Raw genomic sequence first — 24,082 nt, forward strand, 5'->3', positions numbered from 1 at the left:
AAATTCTCCCTTTATAAGAAAATTATAGAGTCAATTTTTCTTTCAAAGGCTCTAAATAGGTCATTTCTTGCTGACCTCTTATCTTAAGACCTTGCTCTGCTATCGCTAGCAAGTCTCTTGAGAATTGAACAATTCCAGTTGTCTCCTCATCTGAAAGCTGTTTCTTAGAAAACTGGCGTCTCAAAGATTTGTAGTCACGACCAAATCTCTCAAAGAAAGGTGCTGTTTCTAGGTAAATTTCAAGCTTGTCTAGATTCACCAGCAAGCCTAAATGAACGGCTGCCGAAGAAAAGGTTCGGTCTAGTGGCTGTGTACAAACACTACGAAATTCGACCGTTCCTCGAGTTGTTAAGTCTTGGAATTGGTAACTACGGTGCGCTTGGAAATCCTTCTCTTGAGGAACAAGCAGAGTTTCTTTTCCATTTAGAGTATAGGCAGTAATCTCATCAGTATCTAAGTAATCTCTAGCCCGAATTGGAGAAAAATAGTAGGTTTCCCCATCACGTTCTGCTGTAAAAATCGCAGAGTGGTCTAGATAATCAAAGAAATCATCCTCATCTTTGAAGAGTTTTGCATTGACGCCGACATTCTCTGGATAAATTCCATGCATGGAATCTTCCCAAAAAATATCTCGTGAAATCAAAGTATCCCATTCTGCTCCCGAAAACTGAGAATTGGCAAACAGGTAAGCTTTGGCTGCCTCAAGCTGAGTGAAAGCATTGATGACACGTAGGTAGTTAGCAGTCGATACATCCAACTGAACTTGACTCCCACAGATAAAGGCTCCATATTGTGGAAAGTCATGCAAATCAGCTCTCTTTTGACGACTTCCCATATTCAGATAAGCCATCAACATTTGGTAACGTGGATAAGCCACAGGTCGATTGTCATTTTGATTCCAGTTTGGATGAATCCCCCACCCCTGGATAGCATGATCCTTTTCTCCAAGCTTTTCCTGAATGACCTTCATATAGGCTTCAAAGCGTTTTTCGACCTCTTGGATATTCTGAGCTCTACCAAAGGCAAACTCCAAGGTCGTGTAGGAAACCTCAAACAGAATTCGATCCTGACTCATCGGTTCTACAAGTTGAATCGGGTTGCCATCCTGATCCTCCTTTTCAACTTCTAGACTGAGAGCATCCACCAAAAAGCGCATCAAGTCCTTACTGACTTCAATATCTGTAGGTTTCCCTTTCGTATGTACGATAGGAAACTCCAACTCAATACCGATGTATAGATCTGGATTTTCTTTGATATTTTTTAGATAACGATTTTTCAATAACTGGATAGAAGGGGACATAGATACCTCTCACTCTAAATTCTCTTACTAGAAAGATCAATTGCTTTCTATATTATACCAAAAATCGGAGACAAGCTTGTCGAAAAAAACTTTCCAAAAAATGATGGTAGATTTGGATTTTATACTAAATTTTGCAGATTTTCTTTCACAACCTTCTTTAAAAAAGCTTATATGTTAATATTTAAAAAGATGAAAATTTGAGCATTTTCTTAATCTTTATTATAATTAGTTGCTTTTTTTCTGAAATCGATTTATACTTAAGGAGTCTTAAAGTTTTCTTAAACTACAAGTCAAACATTTTATAAGGAGGAATGACAATAATGAGTATCGGAATCATTATTGCGAGCCACGGTGAATTTGCCGCGGGTATTCATCAGTCAGGATCTATGATCTTTGGTGAACAAGAAAAGGTTCAAGTTGTAACCTTTATGCCAAACGAAGGTCCAGATGATTTATACGCCAAATTCAACAATGCTGTGGCTGCATTTGACGCAGAAGATGAGGTTCTAGTCTTGGCTGACCTTTGGAGTGGTTCTCCATTTAACCAAGCTAGTCGCGTAATGGGAGAAAATCCTGAGCGTAAATTTGCCATCATCACTGGACTTAACTTGCCGATGTTGATCCAAGCCTACACAGAGCGTCTTATGGACGCGAATGCTGGAGTGGATAAAGTCGCTGCGAACATCATTAAAGAAGCTAAAGATGGCATCAAGGCTCTTCCAGAAGAGCTAAACCCAGCTGAGGAAGTTGCAACTGCTGCAACTGCTGCAGCTGCTCCTGTAGCCCAAGCTGCTATCCCAGAAGGAACAGTTATCGGAGACGGTAAATTGAAAATCAATCTTGCTCGTCTTGACACACGTCTTCTTCACGGACAAGTCGCAACTGCTTGGACACCAGATTCAAAAGCAGACCGTATCATCGTTGCTTCAGATAACGTTGCAAACGACGAATTGCGTAAAGAGTTGATCAAACAAGCTGCTCCTAACGGAGTGAAAGCTAACGTTGTTCCAATCAAAAAATTGATTGAGGTTGCAAAAGATCCTCGTTTTGGTAACACACACGCCCTTATCTTGTTTGAAACACCTCAAGACGCCCTTCGTGCTATCGAAGGCGGTGTGCCAATTAAGACTCTTAACGTTGGATCAATGGCTCACTCAACTGGTAAAACAATGATCAACAACGTATTGTCAATGGACAAAGACGACGTTGCTACATTTGAAAAAATGCGTGATCTTGGTGTTGAATTTGACGTACGTAAAGTACCAAACGACACTAAAAAAGATTTGTTTGACTTGATTAGCAAAGCTAACGTTCAATAATTAACATTAAATAGAAAAGGAATAAAACCATGTCAGATATTTCAATCATTTCTGCTATCTTGGTTGTAGTTGTTGCCTTCTTCGCAGGTCTTGAAGGTATCCTCGACCAATTCCAATTCCATCAACCAATCGTAGCATGTACCCTTATCGGTCTTGTAACTGGTAACCTCGAAGCAGGGGTTATGCTTGGTGGATCACTTCAAATGATCGCCCTTGGTTGGGCTAACATCGGAGCTGCCGTAGCTCCTGACGCGGCTCTTGCTTCTGTTGCTGCTGCAATTATCATGATCAAAGGTGGTAACTTTACTACTGAAGGTATCGCAGTCGCAACTGCAACTGCAATCCCTCTTGCCGTAGCTGGACTTTTCTTGACTATGATCGTTCGTACAATCTCAGTTGGTTTGGTTCACACTGCAGATGCTGCTGCTAAAGAAGGAAACATTGCAGCTGTTGAACGCGCTCACTACTTTGCCCTTGCTCTTCAAGGTCTACGTATTGCTATCCCAGCTGCACTCTTGCTTGCAATGCCAACTGAAGCAGTTCAAGGAGTATTGGAACTTATGCCAGAATGGCTTAAAGGTGGTATGGCTGTCGGTGGTGCCATGGTCGTTGCCGTTGGTTACGCTTTGGTTATCAACATGATGGCTACTCGTGAAGTATGGCCATTCTTCGCTATCGGTTTTGCTCTTGCAGCAATCTCTCAATTGACTTTGATTGCCCTTGGTGTCATCGGTGTTGCCCTTGCCTTCATCTACCTCAACCTTTCTAAACAAGGTGGAAACGGTGGCGGAGGAGCTGCAACTTCTAACGATCCAATCGGTGATATCCTAGAAGACTACTAGAAAGGGGAACAATCATGGCTGAAAAAATTCAATTATCAAAATCAGATCGCCAAAAAGTTTGGTGGCGTTCACAATTCCTTCAAGGTTCATGGAACTACGAACGTATGCAAAACTTGGGTTGGGCTTACTCTTTGATCCCAGCTATCAAGAAACTTTACACTAAAAAAGAAGACCAAGCCGCTGCTCTTGAGCGCCACCTTGAGTTCTTCAACACTCACCCATACGTAGCTGCTCCAATCATGGGGGTTACTCTTGCACTTGAAGAAGAACGCGCAAACGGTACTGACATCGATGATGCTGCTATCCAAGGTGTTAAGATTGGTATGATGGGACCTCTTGCTGGTATCGGTGACCCAGTCTTCTGGTTTACAGTACGTCCTATCCTTGGTGCCCTTGGTGCATCACTTGCAGCAACTGGTAATATCGTTGGACCACTTCTCTTCTTCTTTGGATGGAATGCAATCCGTATGTCTTTCCTTTGGTATACACAAGAGTTTGGTTACAAGGCTGGATCTGAAATCACCAAAGACATGTCAGGTGGTATCTTGAAAGACATCACTAAAGGAGCTTCTATCCTTGGTATGTTCATCCTTGCCGTTCTTGTACAACGTTGGGTATCAATCAACTTCACTATCAACCTTCCAGGTAAACAATTGTCAGAAGGTGCTTACATCGTCTTCCCAGAAGGTCCTGTTACAGGTGGAGAATTGAAGGGAATCCTCGGCCAAGCACTTAGCGGTTTGAGTTTGGATAGCGTTCAACCACAAACGCTTCAAGGTCAGTTGAACTCATTGATCCCAGGATTGATGGGACTTCTCCTTACTTTCCTTTGCATGTGGTTGCTTAAGAAAAAAGTATCTCCAATCACAATCATCCTTGCACTCTTTGCAGTTGGTATCGCAGCTCGTTACTTCGGTATCATGTAATCTCGGTGAGAATATACAAACAAAAAAGAATCAGGTTTATCACCTGATTCTTTTGGCTCTTTGTCAAATAGTGTTGATGAAGAACCTAATGAAAAAAGAATCCAACAAAAATTGGACTACCTGTCTCCGGTTGAATACCGAAGACGGTAGCCCTAGGGTGTTTTTATTAAATTCTCACTTTTTGGGGTCAGTCCCTAAGCCTGATAGTAGTTTCTTGTTCATACTATTCCCCTTTAGTCATTTACTACTTTAAGTTTCATTGCTTTAGCCACTTCTTCTGCCTTTGATCCCTTAGGTGTATGAATTTCTACATCTGGATTACAGTTTTTCACAAAATAGAAGTATTCTGTAATTTCTGTTACACTTGCTGGAATTGTAATGGATTTAATTGATGATGTACCCCAGAATACTAATGTTCCAATACTCTTTGTGCCTTCTGGGAAAGTTACTTCTTCAAGAGAACTACATCCATTGAAGATATCATCTTCTACTGTTTCTATTGACTTACCTAAGTAGACATACTTTAGAGCTTCATCAATCGCAAATGCAGTTTTTCCAAGATACCGTACTGTATCTGGTAAAACGATTGCCTCACAATGTTCCAAGTTCGCAAGACCACGTTCTCCTATTGCGATAACAGGTTTACCCTTAATTTCCTGATGTAGATATTGTTGCTAATATCAAATATTTCTATTTAATCTTCTCATAAATATATACATGTTAATATATTGAAGTCTTTAAGTATTTATAACTTTTATAACTATAGTTCCTTAATTTTTCCAGTAAAAAAACGAAAGGCACCACAAGTTATTTATGTATTTTCTTTAAACGATTCATGTACTTCTGTCGCAACTTCTCGCCCGCCTTTAATTGCGGTTGCGATAGATTGAGGACCTAAATATGCATCACCTGTTATTATTTATTTCTATTGTTTTCTGATGTTGACCGAAAGTCAAATTTTTACCTTTCATCTAGAACACTAAAGTATACTTTTGTTCAATTGCTGCAACGACAAGGTCACATGGAATAATATGTTCACTACCTGCCACTTCATGCGTTGATCTTCTTCCACTTTCATCTGATTCACCAAGTTCCATTGTAATAACCTTTACACCAGTTACTTTCCCACTCTCATCACGCAATACTTCTTTAATATTCTCTAAGAAATGGAATGTAACACCTTCATTGTGTGCATCTTTGATTTGTAGTGTAGCTTCTAGTATATTGTTCATATGGTCATCATTCTTTTGTTTTAGGTTTAGGCGCTTTTAATATAATGGATGTTGGCCTTTTTGTATACACTAAAATAGGGTTGGTGGAAAATTTCCATCAACCCTAAAAATTATAGAACCACACAAAACCCTGACCAGAGATGGTCAGGGTTTTGTATTTCAAAAATTATTCTGTAAATTCTATAGTTACTTTTACTTCAGAATCCATTGAAGAAAATATTGTTTTATAATAATTGATTGCAGATTCTTTAATTTCACTCTTAAATTTATCTAAATACTCTACTTGTTTATCACTAGAAAGTTGGTTTGTGACCAATTTCCCAGTATCAACATCTTCTGTAGTCCCACTTAATAACTCTCCATGACTATCATATAAATCATAAGGATCATCTTTTGAAAGTTCAACACCAATTACTTCCAATTTTGGAACAATAACCTTATATTCTTTTTCGCTTATTTGTTCAACCTTTACACTACTTTTAATTCCAAATTTAGCGTTATAATTTAAAATTACTAATGCTGCTTTTTTAGAGAACGGCACATCAAACCCAAAAACTTGAGTTGTTTTTGTTTCAGAAATAATTTCATTAATTCCCGCATTCAAAAATACAACTTCATTCACTTTTTCAATACTTTCGATATTAATTGACGATTTGACTTCTGATTTATGTTCCTTAGGTAAGAAAAATAGCACTCCAATAGCTATAATAGCTATTAATACCACATTCAATAGTACACTAAACATATTAACTTTCTTCTTTAATATAGACAAGATAAAAAAACCTCACTTTAAATAATCTATCTAAATTTTACACATTCTAAAGAAAATAGTCAATATTTTTTCGTACTATCTTCTAAAATTAATTGTGCCTATTAAAAATGAAATTAGTTTGTTGCATTTGATTATATTTTTTGAACACCAAATCCATTTAAAATTGAGTGCTATTTTGAGCACTAAAAAAGGGCTCTTTGTCAAATAGTGTTGATGAAGAAATTTAGGAAGGGATTAAGCAACTAATTGTTGCTTAATTCCTTTTTGTTTTGGGCCAAACATTTTTGTTATTAAAATAATCCTATTTCTAAAATGGTAATAGTTTCTAAAGCCGTAGGCATTTCTTTTAAGCACTTTTATTTTATTGTTTATTCCTTCAATAGGGCCATTTGTTCTAGTTGGATACTCACAAGTATTTTGAATATATGGCAAGTAAGTCATAAGAGTCTTTAATACTCTTTTTAAACCAGGAGATAGGTCTAATTGCGTAGCTGCTTCAATCGTTTCCTTGAATTCTATATAATCTCTATCCTGTGTACATTCACGAAGTGAATGTACAACCTCATAATCATTTTTTAGAGATGGATTGTTTTCTAAGATATAATCTACGATTCCTTTACTTGTTATGAAGCTTTCAAAAAGCTTATAACGATTATATTTATAGTTCTGAAGTTCATTAGGGTTCTTTAAAATTAACTTCCAATAATGTTTTAACTTTCGATATAATTTAGGATTTTTATAACGATGCTGATTCATGATACGTACCCGAGTTCGATTTAATTCTCTATTCAAGGCTTGTACAATGTGAAAAGGATCAATGATAATTTTTGCGTTAAGAAACATTTCTTTTATTAATTGAATGTATGGCAAGTACATATCGATGGAGATAGTTTTCACCTTTAATCTAGTCTTAGGCTCAAAACGATAAAAATATTGTTTCAAACTGTAAGATTTTCTATCTCGTACAACATCGACCAACTTGTGTGTAGTGCTATCACAAATAATGAAGCTCATATTACTATCGGAAGATTTAACAGATTTAAATTCATCAAAACACAAATGCTCGGGTAAATCATGTAATGGTTTAATCGTTAATAATCGTGCTGTATCATCTATGATACGTCTAACGGTATGAATTGAAACATTTGTTTCTTTGGCAATATATGTTTCAGATACTGTTTCACTTATTTTTGCCTTAATTTCATTTTTTAATCGTTTCGAGATATGACAGTATTTTTCTACAATTCGACTAGTATCTGCAGTAAATGAAGAACCACATTCTCTACAGAGAAATCTCTGATTTCGTAGATTTAAGTAGGCTGGAAGGCCTGAAACAGAACAGAGAGTGATACGAGAAGTTTTCGTCCCGTTTTTAACTATATTGTTATTTTGGCTAACGCACCCACAAACGGCACAAAATTCTGGTTTATGCGTATATGTAGCTGAATAAAATAAAGATTTTCTATTTTTTAATATCTTCTCTTGAACATTATTATCCCAAATAATGTTTTTATCTTTGATTTGTAGTGTAGCTTCTAGTATATTGTTCATATGGTCATCATCCTTTTGTTTTAGGTTTAGGCGCTTTTAATATAATGGATGTTGGCCTTTTTGTATACACTAAAATAGGGTTGGTGGAAAATTTCCATCAACCCTAAAAATTATAGAACCGTTCTTTTTATATCTCATTTATTCTGCCAAGGCACCCATTGGATCCCATGGTGCAAGAACGATTGGTTCTGCTTCGTAAGCAGCTCGTTCTTCTGCTGTCAGTAATTCTTTGCGAACAACGATTTGGTAAGTGTATTCATCCATCCAAGCGTCTGAGGCAACAAAGTATCCATCTGTACCGACCTTGTCTCCCCAAGAGTTTTCAACTTTCCACTTGACTGATTTACCGTTTTCGTCCAAATCAACACCTGTCAAGACCATAGCGTGGGTCATTAAGCTTTCGCCGTAGTCCAAACGTCCAGCCTTGTCTTGAGTGAGTTGAATGTCCATACTTGATTCAAAGTCATAAACATCTGTCGCAAGGATTCCTGCTTTACGGTTGCTGAGCTGACCGACATCTGAACCAAACCAAACAGTTTCTCCTGTTTGCATTTGGGCAATCGCCAATTCTTTCAAGCGCTCCATAGGTACGTTAATGTAACGAACTGCACGGCTACCAACGACATTTCCCAACATCTCAACTGTATAAGATTTGCCATAAGGCTTGTCAGCAGTTGGAGCATTGATCACAGAAACATAATCTTCTAAAGGCAGATTGACATATTTCTTGTAAAACTCTTGTGGAGTAATACCCTTTTCACTTTGGTAGTTGTTATCCTTGTCACGATAAGCAAAGTCAAATTTGCGCGGTGGGAGGCCTAGTGACATTGCAAGGAAGTTGAAGATTTCTTGCAAGAGGTCTTCTTTCTTAGCCTGAACAGTCGTTTGATCAGCACCTGAAGCCAAGAGGTCACGCAAGATTTGAGCATCTTGACGAAGCAATTTGTTAAGGATTGCATTTAGCTCACGGCTACTGCTAGATGAGATAGATTCAGGATACACTGATTTAGGTACGACACCATATTTTTCAAAAAGAGCTACTACCATATCCCATTGTCCACCATCTTGTTGAGGTGTTTGAAGAAGGAAGCTAACCTTGCGGCTCGTCAATTCTTGATCAGCAGTTGCAATCACTTGCTCCAAGAACCAGTTAGATTTTTCATACTTGTCCCAGAAGAAGGTGTGGGCTTGTGACAATTCAAAGTTTTCAAGTTTGTATTGAGAGATGAGTTTGTGGCGGAAAGTATTGAGGGCTGCAAACATCCAGCAACGACCAGAAGCCTTCTGATTAGTGACCTTGTCCTTTGTCAAATCAAGTGAAAAAACAGGTGTGTTGTCTACATGGCTTTGACGACGCTCAAGGGCTGCAAAGATTCCATTGTGGCTAGCAGCATTTTCGATAGCTTGGTATTTGACATTTGCTTCATAGTTGGCAAATAATTTATCTGTAAATGATTCTTGAATCGCGTTCATAAAATCCTCCTTTTATTCTACAGTCTATTATAACTCTTTTCACAAAGGAAGCAACCAAAAACTGAAAAAGGCAAGGATATTTTCCTCACCTTTTTCAACGATTACACAGTTTACCTAACACTTTCGAGCAAGCCTTCTAATTCCTCTTTGGTCAAGCGACGCCATTCCCCACGCTTTAGATTTTCATCCAAGGTCAAAGTTCCCATGGTCAGACGTTTCAAGTTCACCACCTCTTTGCCACAGTAGGCAACCATGCGTTTGACCTGGTGGAATTTTCCCTCTGCAATGGTCACGCGGATTTGGCTTTGATTCTTTTCTGAATCTACCGATACAAGCTCCAACTTGGCAGGCTGACAGGTAAAGTCCTTGAGCGGAATGCCTTGCGCAAATGTCTCTACATCCTCTTGGGTCATGATTCCATTGACCTGCGCCAGATAAGTCTTATCCACATGACGTTTAGGAGAAAGAAGAGCATGAGCCAACTGACCATCATTGGTCAAGAGCAAGAGTCCATGCGTATCGATATCCAAACGCCCTACTGGGAAAACTTCCTTTGAACGAGATAAGTCATCCAACAAATCCAACACAGTCTTATGTTGAGGATCTTCAGTTGCTGAAATAACACCCTGGGGCTTGTTCATCATATAGTAAACAAACTCCTCGTAGGTTAGCTTTTGCCCGTCAAAGCAAATTTCCTCCGTGTCTTCATTGATTTGCAACTTGGCAGATTTTTCTTTCTTACCATTCACTGTCACGCGCCCTGACTTGAGAAAGTTTTTGACCTCAGTCCGACTCCCTATAGCACAGGCAACCAAATATTTATCTAATCTCATAGTACTATTATACCATGAACAAACTTAATCTTATACTCTTCGAAAATCAAATTCAAACCACGTCAGCGTCCCCTTGCCGTACTCAAGTACAGCCTGCGGCTAGCTTCCTAGTTTGCTCTTTGATTTTCATTGAGTATTAGTACAAAAATAAGCCGCCTGATTGGGCGACTTTATTTTATAGGGAGATTATTATGAAAAATTTTTAGGAGTTAAAGTTAAGGTCTTCTTAACTTATGCCTACAGTATAAACTAGATTCCTAAAAGTTTTCTTAAAATTTTCTCCTCAAACTTAAATTTCTTTAAATCTTCACTGTTAAAATCAAACGTTCTAGCAATACAGATAACGATTAGTTAAAAGTTAAAACCATAAAGAGGAGTAACAACACAAATAGTGATAAGCTAACAAGCAAGGTTAAGACTTTAACAAGCGTATTGCTTTGCCAATAACTGGGCTTTCCAATATTACTAGTAGCATCCGTAGAAAAGATTTGAGTTTGTCTTGGTTGAATGGTCACAAGGATGATTAAGGAAATAGCTAGTATAATGGTCAAAATTATCAATAATTCAGTCATTTAACTACCTCAAAAGTCCTATCAAAGTAAATAATAAACCAATCAAGATAACTAACCCCAACAAGAAAGAGAAAGTTTTACTAATCTTTTCCCCACGTGTTGCTTTTTCTTTTTTTATGGGTTGTTGTTTCATCTCCTCCATACGACCCTCAACATCTTGATAAAATAGATCTTTTTTAGTCATGGCTTTCTCCTAAAATGGTTTCCATCCGCTCCTGATACATAATTGGATCTACATAATTGGCGTGGTACCCTTGATCTCCAAGAGCTCGTCCCATCTCTTTGACATGAGAAAGGGCTAACTCAATGGTGTGAATCATGTCGTCAACTGCTTCCTTAGCGAAAATATGATTCGGTGCTGTATAGCGACGGTTATGGGCAGTTTCTTCAAAAGCTAGGACCAGTTGGTTGTGTTCAAAAGCCTGGCGAACAGCCTGAAGTAGTTCATTACCATAGTTAATATCTAAGAAAATATCTGATAACTGATAAAGCTCCTGAATCTTTTGTGGACTGGCGTTTTGATAGAGTACAACATTGGGATAGCGGAGCATATCCAGCAACTTGGTCGACATTTCTGTCACTGCTGCTATTCGGAAAGTAACACTTGGCAAATTTTCCACCAGTTTTTCGATTTGCTCTAGTTGGTCCGAATTGGTCACTATCAAGGCATCAGAACGAACAAAATTATCGCGCTTAAAGTGATAATGATAGCCTAGATGACTAAACTTATGATGGAATTTTTCATCCGTCAATTGCAGAGCGCGTTCATAAGTCGCATAATCTGGAATGATAATGGTCTTAGCACGAAGCTGGTCATTCTCCAAAATCAGTTGCATATTTCCTGGAATATGACCTTGCAATGGTTCTTGCCAAACCAAGATATCCTGACCTGATTTTTCTGGGAAATGGAAGGAAGTCAAAAACGATGTAGATAGGGTATTAAAGAGAATGTGGCCGAGATTCACTTTCAAACCTTGTAAGAAGTCTATAATAAAGGCCACTCGACCAGAAAAATGACGCAATCCTTGACCTTCCAAGGTCAAAAGAATATCACCTGTGACATGGTTTTCCAAAATAACTTCCTTTTGATCTACGTTCCGATAAGAAGTCATGATAGCTTGACCAGAAGCATCAAAGGTGGTCTTAGCAAAGCAAGCTCCAAAACGATTGTAGTGATCTACTTGAAAGATCCGACCCGCTGGTGTTTTCCATTCGACTTTTTTTACCAAACGAGCCTGTAAGCCATCTGCAAAATGAATCACTGCTCGTTCTTGATTAAGGTCATTGATGGTTCCAAATTGATTATTACCAGCAATCTCCCAAAAGTCTGGTACGGGAACTTGGTTAAAATACAAGGGTTTACCACTGTCATAACCCAAATAATAGGTGAAGGGTGAGACAACTCCATCTGGTAAAAATCCATCTGGTTCAATAACCACAGCCAAATCAGATAGTCCTGCCGCAGTCAGACTATAGTGCAAATCTTGGCTTTCTTGATTATATACATCAAATAACTGAATCATCCACTACCTCCTTGATTGTATTTTCCCATGTGTTCAAAATCTCTTGAGTCAAGAATTTCTCAGCAATCTGGTAGGATTTTTCTCTCATACTTTCCAAACGATTTTCCAAATACAGTTGGCAAATTTTTTCTGCATAAGCTTTCTTGATTTCATCTTCGACATGGTCAGATGAGCTTGGAATCAAGTAGCCATTTTCGCCATCTTCGATGAAGGTTTGATTTCCATAAGGAACATCAAAACCAATCAATGGCAAGCCCGAACCAATTGCTTCCATGAGTGTTAACCCAAATCCTTCACTTGTAGAAGCAGTTAGATAAACTTCATACTGTGAATAGATTTGGGAAAGTTCGGCATGGCCCTTGAGTTTAATATACTCCTCTGCCTGACCTGCAGCGATAATCTCATGAAGACGTCCTTCTTCGCCACCACTACCGTAGATATCAAAGGTTAATTCTGGCAACTCCTTATGAGCCTCAATTACAGCCTTCACGAGCCAATCAATGTGTTTTTCCTTAGCTAGACGCGAAGCTGTAATAAGAGAAAATGGCTTACGGCTCTCTTGTGGTTTTGTTAATTGATCTACACTTCCAACTGGAATGGTCACAATCTTAGGAGCATGCGAGGTATAGTGAGCAAACTGTTGCTCTAGAACTTCCTTTTGACGATCCGTTGAAACGATAAAGAAATCGACCTTATCTGCATTTGTAAATTGATAGTCATAATAGTTGTTCCACAAGATATAGTCATCATTAGTCGCATTTTCACTATAGTGCTCCGCATGAACAACAACAGCAAGGTGAGCAGCACGCGCTTCTTCAAAGACCACCTGACCAATCCCTGTCTCACGATCCAAAATTACTAAATCTGATTTACTTAACTGAAGTGTCTGCATGAAATAACGGATCAAGGCAGGCTTCCCGTATAAAATGCGATCTTTGAAACGGTAAACTTCCTCGGTTCCTTGATTCATGAACATCTCATAAGCTGGAGTCCCATCTTCATTGTAGAAGGTTCTTTGGTAGAGTGTCGCTACATTGTCTTTAGGAGCAAAATACTCTGTGCAGTAGCGTGTGTATGAGAAGTAATCCTTGCGGATCAATTTACCAGCATACACATACTCCACATGTTGGACAAAATCTTTTTCCTCATCTACCAAATAACAAGTGATAAACTTGTCTTCATCTGAGAAGAAGATTCGTTCAATTTTCCCATTTCTTTCACGATGGCTTTCTACACCTTCAAAATAAGTCAAAACATCAGCTACCGTCACACTGGTCGGTGCAATTCTGATATCCGTAAAATAATTATATAGCCAAATAACTTCCTCATCATTAAATCCAATATTAGCTGTCAAATGCTGGATATTATCAGCTAAAATCATATCTGTAAAGATAAACTTCGACGGTAGATTCAGACTGCGAAAAATACCCGCACGATAAGCTTGGGCATATTCAACACCACTGCTGGCCCAACCAATTCCTAAATTTATATTGTAAATTGTCATATTGTCCCCTTTTTATGGAAAATAAGTTATAATTTCCCCATCAGGCGAAATGTCTACTCGACTCAATAGAAGATTTCGAACCATATCCTTCTTGACCTGCTTTTTCATCTCTTCAAAGCCATTATAAGCTTCTTGATAATACTCAACGATAGGATTCTTTTGTGCAGCTGATTGGCCACCAATCGCTAGACTCAATTGTTGAAGGTAGTCTACCTGCTCTACCCAGTTATCATCTATTGCTTTTAGCAATGCTAAGCGCTGAAAATGAGAAAAGAGATCAAGTGTTTCCAGAAGCGTTCGTTTTTCTTGTAAACTCTTTTGAACTGTTATCTCCAGAACTCGTTTAACAGCATCCTTATCCGTCATATCCAACTCTCGCGGAACTGCATGATAAAGAAAACTGATATTTTTAACGATAAAATGATACAGTTCTTCTCTACTTTCAAAGGATTCTTCTGACAAGCTTTTTCTTACGAACTCATCTAGAACATCTACCACAAAACCATCAAGATCCTCAGTCCCATCAATCAAGCGGTTTCTTTGACTATAGACCATCTCTCTTTGGATATTCATGCTCTCAGCATACTCTAAAGTTTGACTTCTTGATGATCTAGCAGTGCTATCGCTTGCCTTCTGCGCTTTTTCTACTAATTTTCGATAGCGTCTTCCTTCTAGGGGTTCAGGGCTTATCTGTTGGTTTACTGTATAATCCTTATACATCTTATGCACCCAAGGAGGACCATACTTCTTGATCACATCATCTTCTAGTGAGACAAAAAATTTTGATAAACCAGGATCTCCCTGTCGACCAGAACGTCCTCTAATCTGTAAATCAATGCGTTTACTCTCCATCCGTTCGGTACCAATGACAACTAGTCCACCAAGCTCAGCAACTCCTGGACCAAGTTTAATATCAGTCCCACGACCAGCCATAGAAGTCGCAACTGTCACAGCTCCCATGCGACCCGACTCTGCAATCATCTGAGCTTCACGCGCCGCATTATGGGCATTTAAAACGTTATGAGCAATTCCTTCCCGTAATAATAGGGAGGAGTAAAGTTCAGACATTTCTACGGATCCAACAAAAATCAATAAAGGATTACCCTTTTCATGATAATATTTAATCTCAGCAAGTGAAGCATACACTTTTTCAGGTAGGGTAACATAGAGATTATCTGGATAATCAATTCGCTGATTCTTACGATTAGTAGGAATTCGAATGACTGACATCCCATAAGTTTCTAAAAACTCTTTCTCTGCAACCTTTCCAGTCCCAGTCATCCCAGAAATTTTTTTAAACTTCTTGAATAAGCTTTGGTAGGTAATCGAAGCCATTGCCCGAGTTTCTTCTGACAAGGGAACATGTTCCTTTTCTTCAATGGCTTGGTGCAAGCCCCCCTGAAGCTTGGTCATTTCTAATAAACGACCCGTGCTTTGATCTACTAAAACAAGTTCCTCACCTTTTTCACCATTACGAATGATGTAATCTTTATCCTTTTTGAATAAGGTATGGGCTCGTAAAGCAAATGTCAAATGTCTTGCTAATACACTATGTTCTTCTGAATATAGATTATCAATTCCGAGAAAACTCTCTGCTGTTTTAGCTCCCTTTGTAGTGAGCCATACTTCTTTTTTCTCTTCTTTAAATATATAATCTTCGCCCTCGACCAGAGTCGTCATCAAGGTATCAATAATTCCATAAAAATTAGATTGTACCCTAGGTGATCCTGAAATAACAAGTGGTATTTGAGCGCTATCTAGCAAGACTGCATCAACTTCATCTATGATGACAAAGTTAAATTCTGGCATATATTTTTTATCCTCACTGGAAGCTAGATTATCAAGCAAATAGTCAAAACCAAGACCACTGTTGGTGGTATAAACCACATCTGCACTATAAACTTCCCTCTTATCCTCAGCTGTCAACTCTTCATCATCGTCTTCAGAAAAAGGAATACGGATTGTTAGTCCTAAGAACTTGTAGACTTGCCCCATCTCTTCTGCATCGCGCTTGGCAAGATAATCGTTGGTCGTCACCAACATAACACCCTGACCCGTTAAGGCATTAAGATAAAGCGGCATCGTAGCTGTCAGAGTTTTACCTTCACCTGTATTCATCTCAGCAACATTCCCTTGGTGGATGACAATCCCACCCATGACTTGTACATCATAGGGGAACATCCCCAAGATTCGTTTATCAGCCTCTCTGACAACCGCAAAAGCCTCTACTAGAATATCATCTAAGCTTTCTCCAGCAGTTAATCTCTTTTTAAATTCTTGTGTTTTACCTGCTAATTCACCATCTGTTAGCGAGGCCATCTCTTCTTTTTTTAGATTGATTTGATGCAAGATTTTTTTCACCTTGCTCAATTGTCTGTTGTTATTCCACATCTTGTTTAGAATAATCCTCTTCTATTGAAAATGAATGAAAATCAACTGATTGAAGACCTGCGCTCAACAGCTGTACTTTGTAATGATAGGCCTCTTCTGGATAGGTAAAGGTGAAATCAAAATCTTTTTCAATCACTTGATCGACCTGCTTATTATAACGATCCATAAAAATGAGTCTAAAATATAAACCATTTTGAGGTTGAACAGTCATCTGACTAACCAAACGGTAACGATGGCCCCTTTTTAAAAGAGGTAAGGTTGGGGTCAAGCGATTTCCCTGAAAATTAAAACTTGAGGTCCACTCATGAATCATAGTACCAGAATTCACCATACTATTTTCAAAATAAACATGATCACGTGAATGGTAGATAACGACTGACCCATATAAAAAGCTATTCTCTGCTAAAACTCCAAAGCTGGCCCCTCTAAATTCTCCCCAATAAATTTCTTTATTCCGTTTGATAATCATTAAAACTTTCTCCCAAAATTTTGCTCTAATACTATCTTATAAAAATTCATAAACCATGTTGTACTTGTAGCACTATCATCGTTATGGCGACCCGAAGTACCTTTTACCATGATGTGAGCCCCCGAATGATAAAGGGCCTCTACTAATCCCTCAAAAGCGCGTGGATCATAATCTTCCTCTTTCATATATGAGAGTCCAAAAATTGTTTGGCTAAAATCTGCTTTTTTAAAGGCAGTCCAAAAGCGGTCATCCAGTGCTCTCATGGCATCTATGCTAGCATCCCCCTTAGAATGATGACGTAAGATATCAAAAGCAGTCGGGAAAAGTCCAGGTGCTTCGAGTCTACCTCTTTCAGCTATCAAGCCAAGATTGGTTAAGGGTTTAGCAACTATAACTGCTCGGGGTTCAAAAAAAGAGCTATAATACATAGAACCATAGGTCCCCATAGACATCCCTGAAAGGATTAATTCTTTATTTGAAAATCCTAACAAATCTAAATACTCTTGAATAACATTTCGAATCCCATTTTCAAGATATTCATCGCCTAAATAGAAAGCTCCCCCATCTATCCGAGGATCAGAAAATAAGATAAAAGGGGCTCCCAAATATTTCATAATACCGAAACCTTCAAACCCTTCCGCTCGGCGATAACCAGAGAAATAGATATTTAAAGGTGGCTTAAAGTCTCCTGGATAGAAGAAGTAATTGATTTCCTCACGCTTGTCATTATGAATAATGCCACCACCAAGAACATACTTACCAAATTGGTAGCGCGTTAAACGCTGGTGAAGAGCTCCTATTTTCAGATGTCCTGCTCCTCTAGCTTCTAAAGAAACGCTGATAAATGAAGAAAAATCATCGTCCAGCACCAGGGCAGACTGCATATCTTCAACAGTGAAAACTCGTTCTTTGACAAAATTAGCAGTAGAGGCATCTTGAATATTTCTAACAATGAGTCGAATGTCACAAGTTAAATCCTTCTCATATTCTAGCCAGAGCTCAACTGGATTGAAATCACTAGCTCGGATATTATACTTCCAGCTGATTAAGGGGCGGAAGACGTCACCGTACTTCCCTAATAGTTCTAAATTTTCATAACCATTATAACGAACCTGCCCCGTAAAAGCAGGATTGACAATCATATCAATCGCAACTAACTTATCCCCATACTGACCTCTAAACAAGGCCTTCGATAAAAGTCGTAACAGTTCTGCTGGGTTTGAAAAATCTGTTGATTGAGCACAAGTTTTTTTCAAAAAATCTTGAACATCTTCTGATTGAGGTTCAGCTGTATCGGGATAGAAAATAGTATAAGGAGTCACCATTCTCATCAAAGGAAGCAAATCAGATAGATGCTCAGGATTTTCAACTAAAACAGCTGAAAAAGTCTTTAATCCTTCCATTTTCATGACCTTCCTTATGGCAGTCGTTGATCCTGGCCAAAAGAAATGCCAGTCCATATTCTCAGGAAGTTCATAGTCATGGCTCCAATTTTTAGTTCCTATCTGCAAAATCTGTAATTTATGACTCACTATTTGCCTCCTCTAACCATTTTTCCCACTTGTCTACAAATTGATCACCTGTATTTTGTCGAATCTTATCAATTGAGTAAATTAAGGCTTGATTCCAATGTTCCAAGGTATCTAAAAAGTAGTGTCCCGCTTTACTAAACTCTGATAAATCCGATAAGATATAACCATTTTGTAAATGAGTAACATATTCTGACTCGGAAAAATTGATTTGAGGAATTCCTGCGCTAATCCCTGCAATCTGCGTGTAAATATTAGCGACTGGATTTAAATCAACAATTAAACGAGTGTACTCTAACTCTCGAATCAAGCCCATCTCATCATTTAGATTGATAATCTTAAAGCGATAATCATCTCTAGTATTTTCCTCTAATGTATTTTCTGCATCAGATAGCACAGAATCCTTTAATAGATCCCTCGGGTTAAGACGCTCCATAATCAGCGTATCAAGTTGATTTTGCAAAGCTTCAATTTGATAACCTTCGGCATTGAATAATGAAAAAACAACCTCCGTCAAAGGATTTTTCGAGACAAAATGTAAGATTTCATACAAAACTTTTGGATCTTGTTGCATCTGTACATCTAATTGGACATAAATTTTTGATTCCTTTAATCGTTGACTAACTCCTAATTTCAAACGCGTATCAAAAGAAGGTAAATGATGCATTTTTGAAGTAAATTGGGGATAAGTCTCTTGCAATCGCTCTAGAAAATCTTTCCGATCACTAATCAAAAATCTGGACTTCTCCACTACCTGACGATGATCTTGTAAATTATCTGCTTGATTTCTTTCAATAAAGAAACTTATAATTTTAGGAGCCTCTTCTGGCAATCTTTCTAACAATTGATTTTGAAACTTGGTATTAGCTGCCAAAACAAATGAATCTCCAACCTCATAGTCTTGATTTAAAAATTTTGTTAGGAACTCCCAAATAACTTCATCTATACTTTCATAAGTTAATTTTCCAAAACGGTAGCCTACTGCTGGATTTACCTTCACAATTGGCTCTTCTCCCTGCAAATTTTCCCTTAATTGCCACTGACCTTTGGCGTTGTAATAATAACGAGTAGCTGGTCTTTGATCCCTATACTCTACAAGACTAGACAAAAAACCACGATCATCAAAATAGCAAATAAAATCAACTTGGTTATCTTTAAAATACGTGATGTAGCTGATAAATCCTTCTGAACCATATTCAATTTCAGCATAGAGTGCTCCCTTTTGCTTGACTACAATTAAGAAAGGAGTGTAGATAAAGTCACAGTCTTCATCCCATGTTAAATCTTTTAACTGTAAGGGATGCATCTCCTCATGTTCAATGTTTTGAATAGCATCGAAAACAGAGAAAACTTCCGACTCCAATAAATCTTGTCTATGTAGTAAGTAGCGTAGATGAGGATGATAGGTCAACCATAGTATCTTAGATTCTAGTTCTTGGCGTTTAAAAATTCGAATTTGGTGCAACACATCATCAAATTCTAAGCGATAAGGTGTTCGATACCAAGGTACAATACTTGCCTGCCAAGATTGATTGTTATTTTCTAAAAAAGGGATGAAATAATACATATATCCTCCTCACAATTATGAATCAATTTCTAAGAGTGGTCTATAATTCTCATTTAATGTCAAAGCATCAATTTCTTCCTTGATATTAAACACCATGCCATTAAAAATAAAGAATAATCCTGGAAGCATCGTTAGTTGCATATAGCGCGGATCATATAATACAATCAACATTGGTAATCCTGCCATCAGAACAGTATAAGTAGAGCCAATTACTGCAAAACGCAAGATCAGCCAATTGATATAACGACTTGTTTCTTCTCCTGGATATATATTATAGATATACTCCCCAGATTTTTTCATCTTCTCAGCAATTTCTTCCCCATTCATATTAATAAAAGAGAAAGCAAGTCCCAATATAAACAGTACCACAATATAGGTATACAGCCAGACCGGTCGTCCAATTGCAAATTGGCCTATCCAATCCTGTATCCAGGAAGCATTTGGAAAAATAACTTGGAGTAACATTAGAAAATACTGCGGGATAGATACCAAGGACATGGCGTACATAAAAGGCATCCCTCCTGCAGGATTTAACTGAATATCCAAATAAGAATAGCGTTTAAAACGATTGTGAATCGTAATCTTATTCACTAAAATACGGTAGCGTGCCCTTTGCATGATAACAGATATATATATAAAAGCAAGAGAAAGTATAAGCAATAGTACGACAAATAACGGGCTACCCTGTAATTCTTTAATGCTATTGACTATATTTTGTGGCATACTAGCTACCATACTAGACATCAAGATAACTAGGGAGCCCCCTACACCAAACAAAGAATTCAGATCCGATAACCAGACTAAGAAAAAAGTTCCCGCAATCAAGAGTAAAACGTTCAAAGTCAATACTAACCCATAATTCACCCCTGACTGAATTGGGAGATTTAGGGTAATGGCTAACGATTGGATCAAAGCTATTACAAAAGTTAAGATCATTTTTCTTCGATCTTGAACTTCAATTGGCAAACTCCCCAATCCAAGTTTTTTAGACATACTAAACATTTGCCATAAAATCATAGCCGACATCCATGGAGACAGTCCAACAGAAAATAAGGAAAGACTCCGAAGATTTCCACCTGTGATAGCAGTTGAAAAGGCCAAGAATGCTGTAGTTCCGCCCAAAAAATTTGTATCATTTACGTTTACAAAGGGAAGTGTCAATCTACTACCTAGAACGTAGATGAATAAGAAAGAAATCGTCCACATGACTCTTTTAACGACGACCGATGTCAATTTTTTCTTCAAATTTTTCTCCTACTTTATTTAACCAATGAAATGTTCTAATAAAAATGGCTAAATCTATCAATAAATCTTTTGCCAATAATGGTATTCCATAACGATCATGCTCTAGATATCCAAAACTTGCATCACTGCATCAATCAATAGTTTTTTTGTAAAGTAGCCTTGTTTCAAGGCATAACTAACTTTATATACATTTTCAACCATGTATTGATAAGCTTCTGCTGTCGTTTCCTCTACTAGACGATTGGCCTCTTCCAAACTATCCACTACATAACCTAAGCCTTTTTCCCTTATGAAACTGGCATTTGAGAGATAGGATGGCACTACTACTGGAATTCCAGCAGCAAGATAGGTGCTAACTTTATGAGAGATATTCAAGCGATAGTAGTCTGCCTCATCCACTGGATTTTCACTGGTTCCCCATACTAAACCAAATCCTCCCTCTGACAAAGCAAGAAGCAACTCTGGATCTGTTTTCCAACCTTTAAAGGAAACTGTTGGGTTACGATTCTCTTGATTAGATTCTGAGAAAATATCGAGAGGGGTTGAGTAAGCCCAGTTGGATAAGTACTCAAAACGCTCCACACTACCTGCAAAAGATAGTTTTTTCTGAAAAACAGGTTGTCTCAAAGGATAGTCATGAACATGGTCCCACATACCTTGGATAATAATTTTTTGAACTGTCAATCCTTCCTGAATGAGCCGTTCCTTCATTTGTTCTGATGGAACAACTACTAGATCCGATTGGTTGTACATTTCAATGTACTCAGGCATCAAGTAATAATTTGATGGGAACATAAGGGGTGGAACATCATGAATGAAGGTAATAATTTTCGTATTTAAAATCTTACATTTCCTAATGAAATTTTGATCGTACTCCCTACCATTCCATGATGGAGATTGATAAACGACAATATCACCGTAACCCACTCGAGCCATGACACCATCTAAACGACTATTCAACTCACCTTGACTATCACTATAAATATCGTAAAAGTAAAAGCCAAGCTCGTGAAAGTCTAACTTTCTTGCAATTTTAACGGTTTCATTCTGGGCGATCAAAGCTGTACTCTGACCAGACATACCGTAAATATTTGTAATATTTATCTTCATAATCCTATTTAAATCCTTACGACAACTTACTTATTATAAATTTCATCCTCAACTAGCTGAATTTCTTGATCAAAATTATGCTCTGCGGTATGCTTGTGTGAGAATTTTACTTTTGAAGTTGCTCCCATCTTAAACCACTCATATTCGGAATCAATATGACCTAAATCAATCGCTTGTATGCCTTTTTTGCTTAAGTGATAAGCTAAAACCTTGACTGTAGGACCAAGCATCAAGAATACTAATTTACCATCGGCATGCTTCTCTATCGCTTCTTGAATTGACTGAACTTTACTGTAGGCATTTCTAGAAGGGCAGATAATACGCTCAACCGACTGAGCATTGTCAAAAAGATCGTTCCCAACTCCTGAACGTGAGTTTTCACCTTCGACGATCAAGATATCTCGTTTATCCCAAAGTTTCTTTAATTTTTCAAAGTGAGCAACCGAAGCAGACTTATCTTTGAGGTCCATATAAGGACGTGATATAAAAGTAGAACCATAGAAAGGCACTGCACCTCAATAATGGGACAAGAGAAACCCCCTCTTATGCGGTCAGTTTTCTGTAATCTACAGGAGATTGGTCATTTAATTTCTGTTGAATTCTAGTTTCATTATAAAATATGATGTAATTTTTGACAATATCTGTTATACTATCTTTGGTTAAGTTTCTCCACTTATGGAGATAGAAGGTTTCAGACTTGAGAACAGAGTGGAACCATTCGATACAGGCATTATCTGCTGGTGTTCCTTTTCGGGACATGGAGCGGGTGATGCCTTTTGCTGTACAAGACTGATAGTAGGCTTTTGAGGTGTAGACAGATCCCTGGTCGCTGTGTAAAAGTGCTCCTTGAGGTAGCTCAAGTTGATGAAGTGTGTCGAGCACAAAGTCCGTATCTTGGCACTCGGATATGGTATAAGCTACAATTTCATGATTATAGAGATCCATGATAGAGGATAGATAGAGCCTACAGTTGCCAAAGTAGAGGTAGGTGATGTCTGTGAAAAGCTTCTCCATAGGCTTTTCTGCCTGAAAATCACGATCCAGCTCATTGTCTGTTACATGGTAAGGCTTCCCTAATTTAGGTCCCTTCTTGGGACGGACACGGCAAAGGCAGCCCTTTTCCTTCATAATACGATAGACATTCTTGTGATTAACGACGAGGTTATAAACTTTCTTGAGCAAGCGAGTGATGGTTCGATAGCCGTAAATAAAGTAATTCTCCCTACAGAGTTGTTCGATTTTATCCGCTATTTCGTCTCTCTTCTTAACCACCTTGCTTTCTGCTTTCCAACGGTAAAAGGTGGAACGTTTGACGCCGAAGCACTCTAAAATAAGAGATACAGGGTAGGTTTTCTGATACTCTTCCACTAGATTGATAAGACTTACTTTGTCTATTTTCTTATCAAGCTCTGATACTTTTTAGTAATTCTACCTGCAAACGTAACTGTTCGACTTCAGATAACTGCTTCATCCCTTTACCATAAGTATACTGTTTCCCCACAGGTTGGTGGAAACGGAACAATTCATCATTCTAATACCATTGCCATCAGGTCTTGACCTGACTAACATTTTTAATACCGAGGGTATCCATGATAACCTTATTTGATTGACCTGTCTTTTTCATTTCGATACAGGCTAGCTTAGTTTCTAGTGAATATGCTTTTTTGGCCATAACAAAACACTCCTGTTTCTAGTTTACCAGATTTCAACAGGAGTGTTTTTCTTGTGTCTCATTTTATGGGGGCAGTGCCTTTTCTCCTTGAGATCTTTTTTATAAAAAATAAAAATATCAAAATGTTTTTCAAGATAAACTAGCCTTATATTGGAAAATCAGATCATCCCCAACATATAAATTAGTGTTAAAGTTTAAACTATTCTGATATAGATTATTCTTTAAAACACTTTATTATATCACATTTTATTT

At 37.9% G+C, this 24,082-nt stretch carries 20 protein-coding genes and 2 pseudogenes; 3 read left to right on the forward strand and 19 right to left on the reverse strand.

What is annotated here, in order from left to right; genetic code table 11:
* Positions 1-22: 22 nt before the first annotated feature.
* Positions 23-1,300, reverse strand: a complete 1,278-nt coding sequence (locus O3633_RS07340; protein ID WP_371620851.1) for a glutamate-cysteine ligase family protein — start codon at positions 1,298-1,300, stop codon at positions 23-25.
* A gap of 320 nt (positions 1,301-1,620) precedes the next feature.
* Here O3633_RS07340 and O3633_RS07345 point away from each other — a divergent pair, with 320 nt between their 5' ends.
* From O3633_RS07345 to O3633_RS07355, 3 genes are read left to right on the forward strand one after another with little or no spacing between them, the layout of a single operon-like run.
* Positions 1,621-2,619: a PTS sugar transporter subunit IIB gene (locus O3633_RS07345; protein ID WP_371620852.1), complete on the forward strand. Its 999-nt coding sequence runs from the start codon at positions 1,621-1,623 to the stop codon at positions 2,617-2,619.
* Positions 2,620-2,648: 29 nt separating this feature from the next.
* Positions 2,649-3,461, forward strand: coding sequence for a PTS mannose/fructose/sorbose transporter subunit IIC (locus tag O3633_RS07350; protein WP_006151319.1), 813 nt, complete (start codon positions 2,649-2,651; stop codon positions 3,459-3,461).
* A 14-nt stretch (positions 3,462-3,475) separates the two neighbouring features.
* The gene (locus tag O3633_RS07355; RefSeq protein WP_006151300.1) at positions 3,476-4,387 is read left to right on the forward strand and encodes a PTS system mannose/fructose/sorbose family transporter subunit IID; all 912 of its coding nucleotides are present in this window, start codon (positions 3,476-3,478) and stop codon (positions 4,385-4,387) included.
* 233 nt (positions 4,388-4,620) lie between these two features.
* Here the strand turns inward: O3633_RS07355 and O3633_RS07365 are convergent, their stop codons facing one another.
* The 18 genes and pseudogenes from O3633_RS07365 to O3633_RS07450 all read right to left on the reverse strand — a co-directional run bounded on the left by O3633_RS07365 (position 4,621) and on the right by O3633_RS07450 (position 23,830).
* The gene (locus tag O3633_RS07365; RefSeq protein ID WP_275043271.1) at positions 4,621-5,040 is read right to left on the reverse strand and encodes a leucine-rich repeat domain-containing protein; all 420 of its coding nucleotides are present in this window, start codon (positions 5,038-5,040) and stop codon (positions 4,621-4,623) included.
* Positions 5,041-5,358: 318 nt separating this feature from the next.
* A complete protein-coding gene (locus tag O3633_RS07370) occupies positions 5,359-5,619 on the reverse strand; it encodes a hypothetical protein (protein WP_049529838.1) in 261 nt (86 codons plus the stop codon).
* Positions 5,620-5,785: 166 nt separating this feature from the next.
* Positions 5,786-6,364 carry a DUF4230 domain-containing protein gene (locus O3633_RS07375; protein WP_371620853.1) on the reverse strand — a complete coding sequence of 193 codons (579 nt, stop codon included), beginning with the start codon at positions 6,362-6,364 and terminating at the stop codon, positions 5,786-5,788.
* Positions 6,365-6,625: 261 nt separating this feature from the next.
* On the reverse strand, positions 6,626-7,942 hold the full coding sequence (locus O3633_RS07380) for an ISL3 family transposase (RefSeq protein WP_049529840.1): 1,317 nt from the start codon (positions 7,940-7,942) through the stop codon (positions 6,626-6,628).
* 138 nt (positions 7,943-8,080) lie between these two features.
* Positions 8,081-9,415: an aminopeptidase C gene (pepC, locus tag O3633_RS07385; RefSeq protein WP_371620854.1), complete on the reverse strand. Its 1,335-nt coding sequence runs from the start codon at positions 9,413-9,415 to the stop codon at positions 8,081-8,083.
* Positions 9,416-9,525: 110 nt separating this feature from the next.
* A complete protein-coding gene (locus O3633_RS07390; protein ID WP_371620855.1) occupies positions 9,526-10,248 on the reverse strand; it encodes a pseudouridine synthase in 723 nt (240 codons plus the stop codon).
* Positions 10,249-10,595: 347 nt separating this feature from the next.
* Positions 10,596-10,820, reverse strand: coding sequence for an accessory Sec system protein Asp5 (asp5, locus tag O3633_RS07395; RefSeq protein WP_371620856.1), 225 nt, complete (start codon positions 10,818-10,820; stop codon positions 10,596-10,598).
* Positions 10,821-10,824: 4 nt separating this feature from the next.
* Complete coding sequence (gene asp4 / locus O3633_RS07400) at positions 10,825-11,004, reverse strand: accessory Sec system protein Asp4 (RefSeq protein ID WP_070458810.1); 180 nt, start codon at positions 11,002-11,004, stop codon at positions 10,825-10,827.
* Positions 10,997-12,343 (reverse strand): accessory Sec system glycosylation chaperone GtfB, encoded by a 1,347-nt coding sequence (gene gtfB, locus O3633_RS07405; protein WP_371620857.1) that lies wholly within the window; start codon positions 12,341-12,343, stop codon positions 10,997-10,999. The genes asp4 and gtfB overlap by 8 nt, the downstream gene beginning before the upstream one ends.
* On the reverse strand, positions 12,327-13,847 hold the full coding sequence (gene gtfA, locus O3633_RS07410; protein ID WP_371620858.1) for an accessory Sec system glycosyltransferase GtfA: 1,521 nt from the start codon (positions 13,845-13,847) through the stop codon (positions 12,327-12,329). Before gtfA ends, gtfB begins: the two co-directional genes overlap by 17 nt.
* A 12-nt stretch (positions 13,848-13,859) precedes the next feature.
* Complete coding sequence (secA2, locus tag O3633_RS07415) at positions 13,860-16,238, reverse strand: accessory Sec system translocase SecA2 (protein WP_371620859.1); 2,379 nt, start codon at positions 16,236-16,238, stop codon at positions 13,860-13,862.
* Positions 16,228-16,707, reverse strand: a complete 480-nt coding sequence (gene asp3 / locus O3633_RS07420; protein ID WP_371620860.1) for an accessory Sec system protein Asp3 — start codon at positions 16,705-16,707, stop codon at positions 16,228-16,230. The genes secA2 and asp3 overlap by 11 nt, the downstream gene beginning before the upstream one ends.
* The gene (asp2, locus tag O3633_RS07425; RefSeq protein ID WP_371620861.1) at positions 16,707-18,239 is read right to left on the reverse strand and encodes an accessory Sec system protein Asp2; all 1,533 of its coding nucleotides are present in this window, start codon (positions 18,237-18,239) and stop codon (positions 16,707-16,709) included. The genes asp3 and asp2 overlap by 1 nt, the downstream gene beginning before the upstream one ends.
* On the reverse strand, positions 18,229-19,803 hold the full coding sequence (asp1, locus tag O3633_RS07430) for an accessory Sec system protein Asp1 (RefSeq protein ID WP_371620862.1): 1,575 nt from the start codon (positions 19,801-19,803) through the stop codon (positions 18,229-18,231). Before asp1 ends, asp2 begins: the two co-directional genes overlap by 11 nt.
* A gap of 15 nt (positions 19,804-19,818) precedes the next feature.
* On the reverse strand, positions 19,819-21,048 hold the full coding sequence (secY2, locus tag O3633_RS07435; protein ID WP_371620863.1) for an accessory Sec system protein translocase subunit SecY2: 1,230 nt from the start codon (positions 21,046-21,048) through the stop codon (positions 19,819-19,821).
* Between the two features lie 102 nt (positions 21,049-21,150).
* On the reverse strand, positions 21,151-22,158 hold the full coding sequence (locus O3633_RS07440; protein WP_371620864.1) for a sugar transferase: 1,008 nt from the start codon (positions 22,156-22,158) through the stop codon (positions 21,151-21,153).
* A 26-nt stretch (positions 22,159-22,184) separates the two neighbouring features.
* Positions 22,185-22,661, reverse strand: a pseudogene (locus tag O3633_RS07445) (GT-D fold domain-containing glycosyltransferase); the annotation flags it as partial.
* A 40-nt stretch (positions 22,662-22,701) separates the two neighbouring features.
* Positions 22,702-23,830, reverse strand: a pseudogene (locus tag O3633_RS07450) (IS3 family transposase).
* Positions 23,831-24,082: the final 252 nt, after the last annotated feature.

The organism is Streptococcus sp. 27098_8_22 (assembly GCF_041432415.1).
Taxonomy (GTDB): Bacteria; Bacillota; Bacilli; order Lactobacillales; family Streptococcaceae; genus Streptococcus; species Streptococcus pseudopneumoniae_M.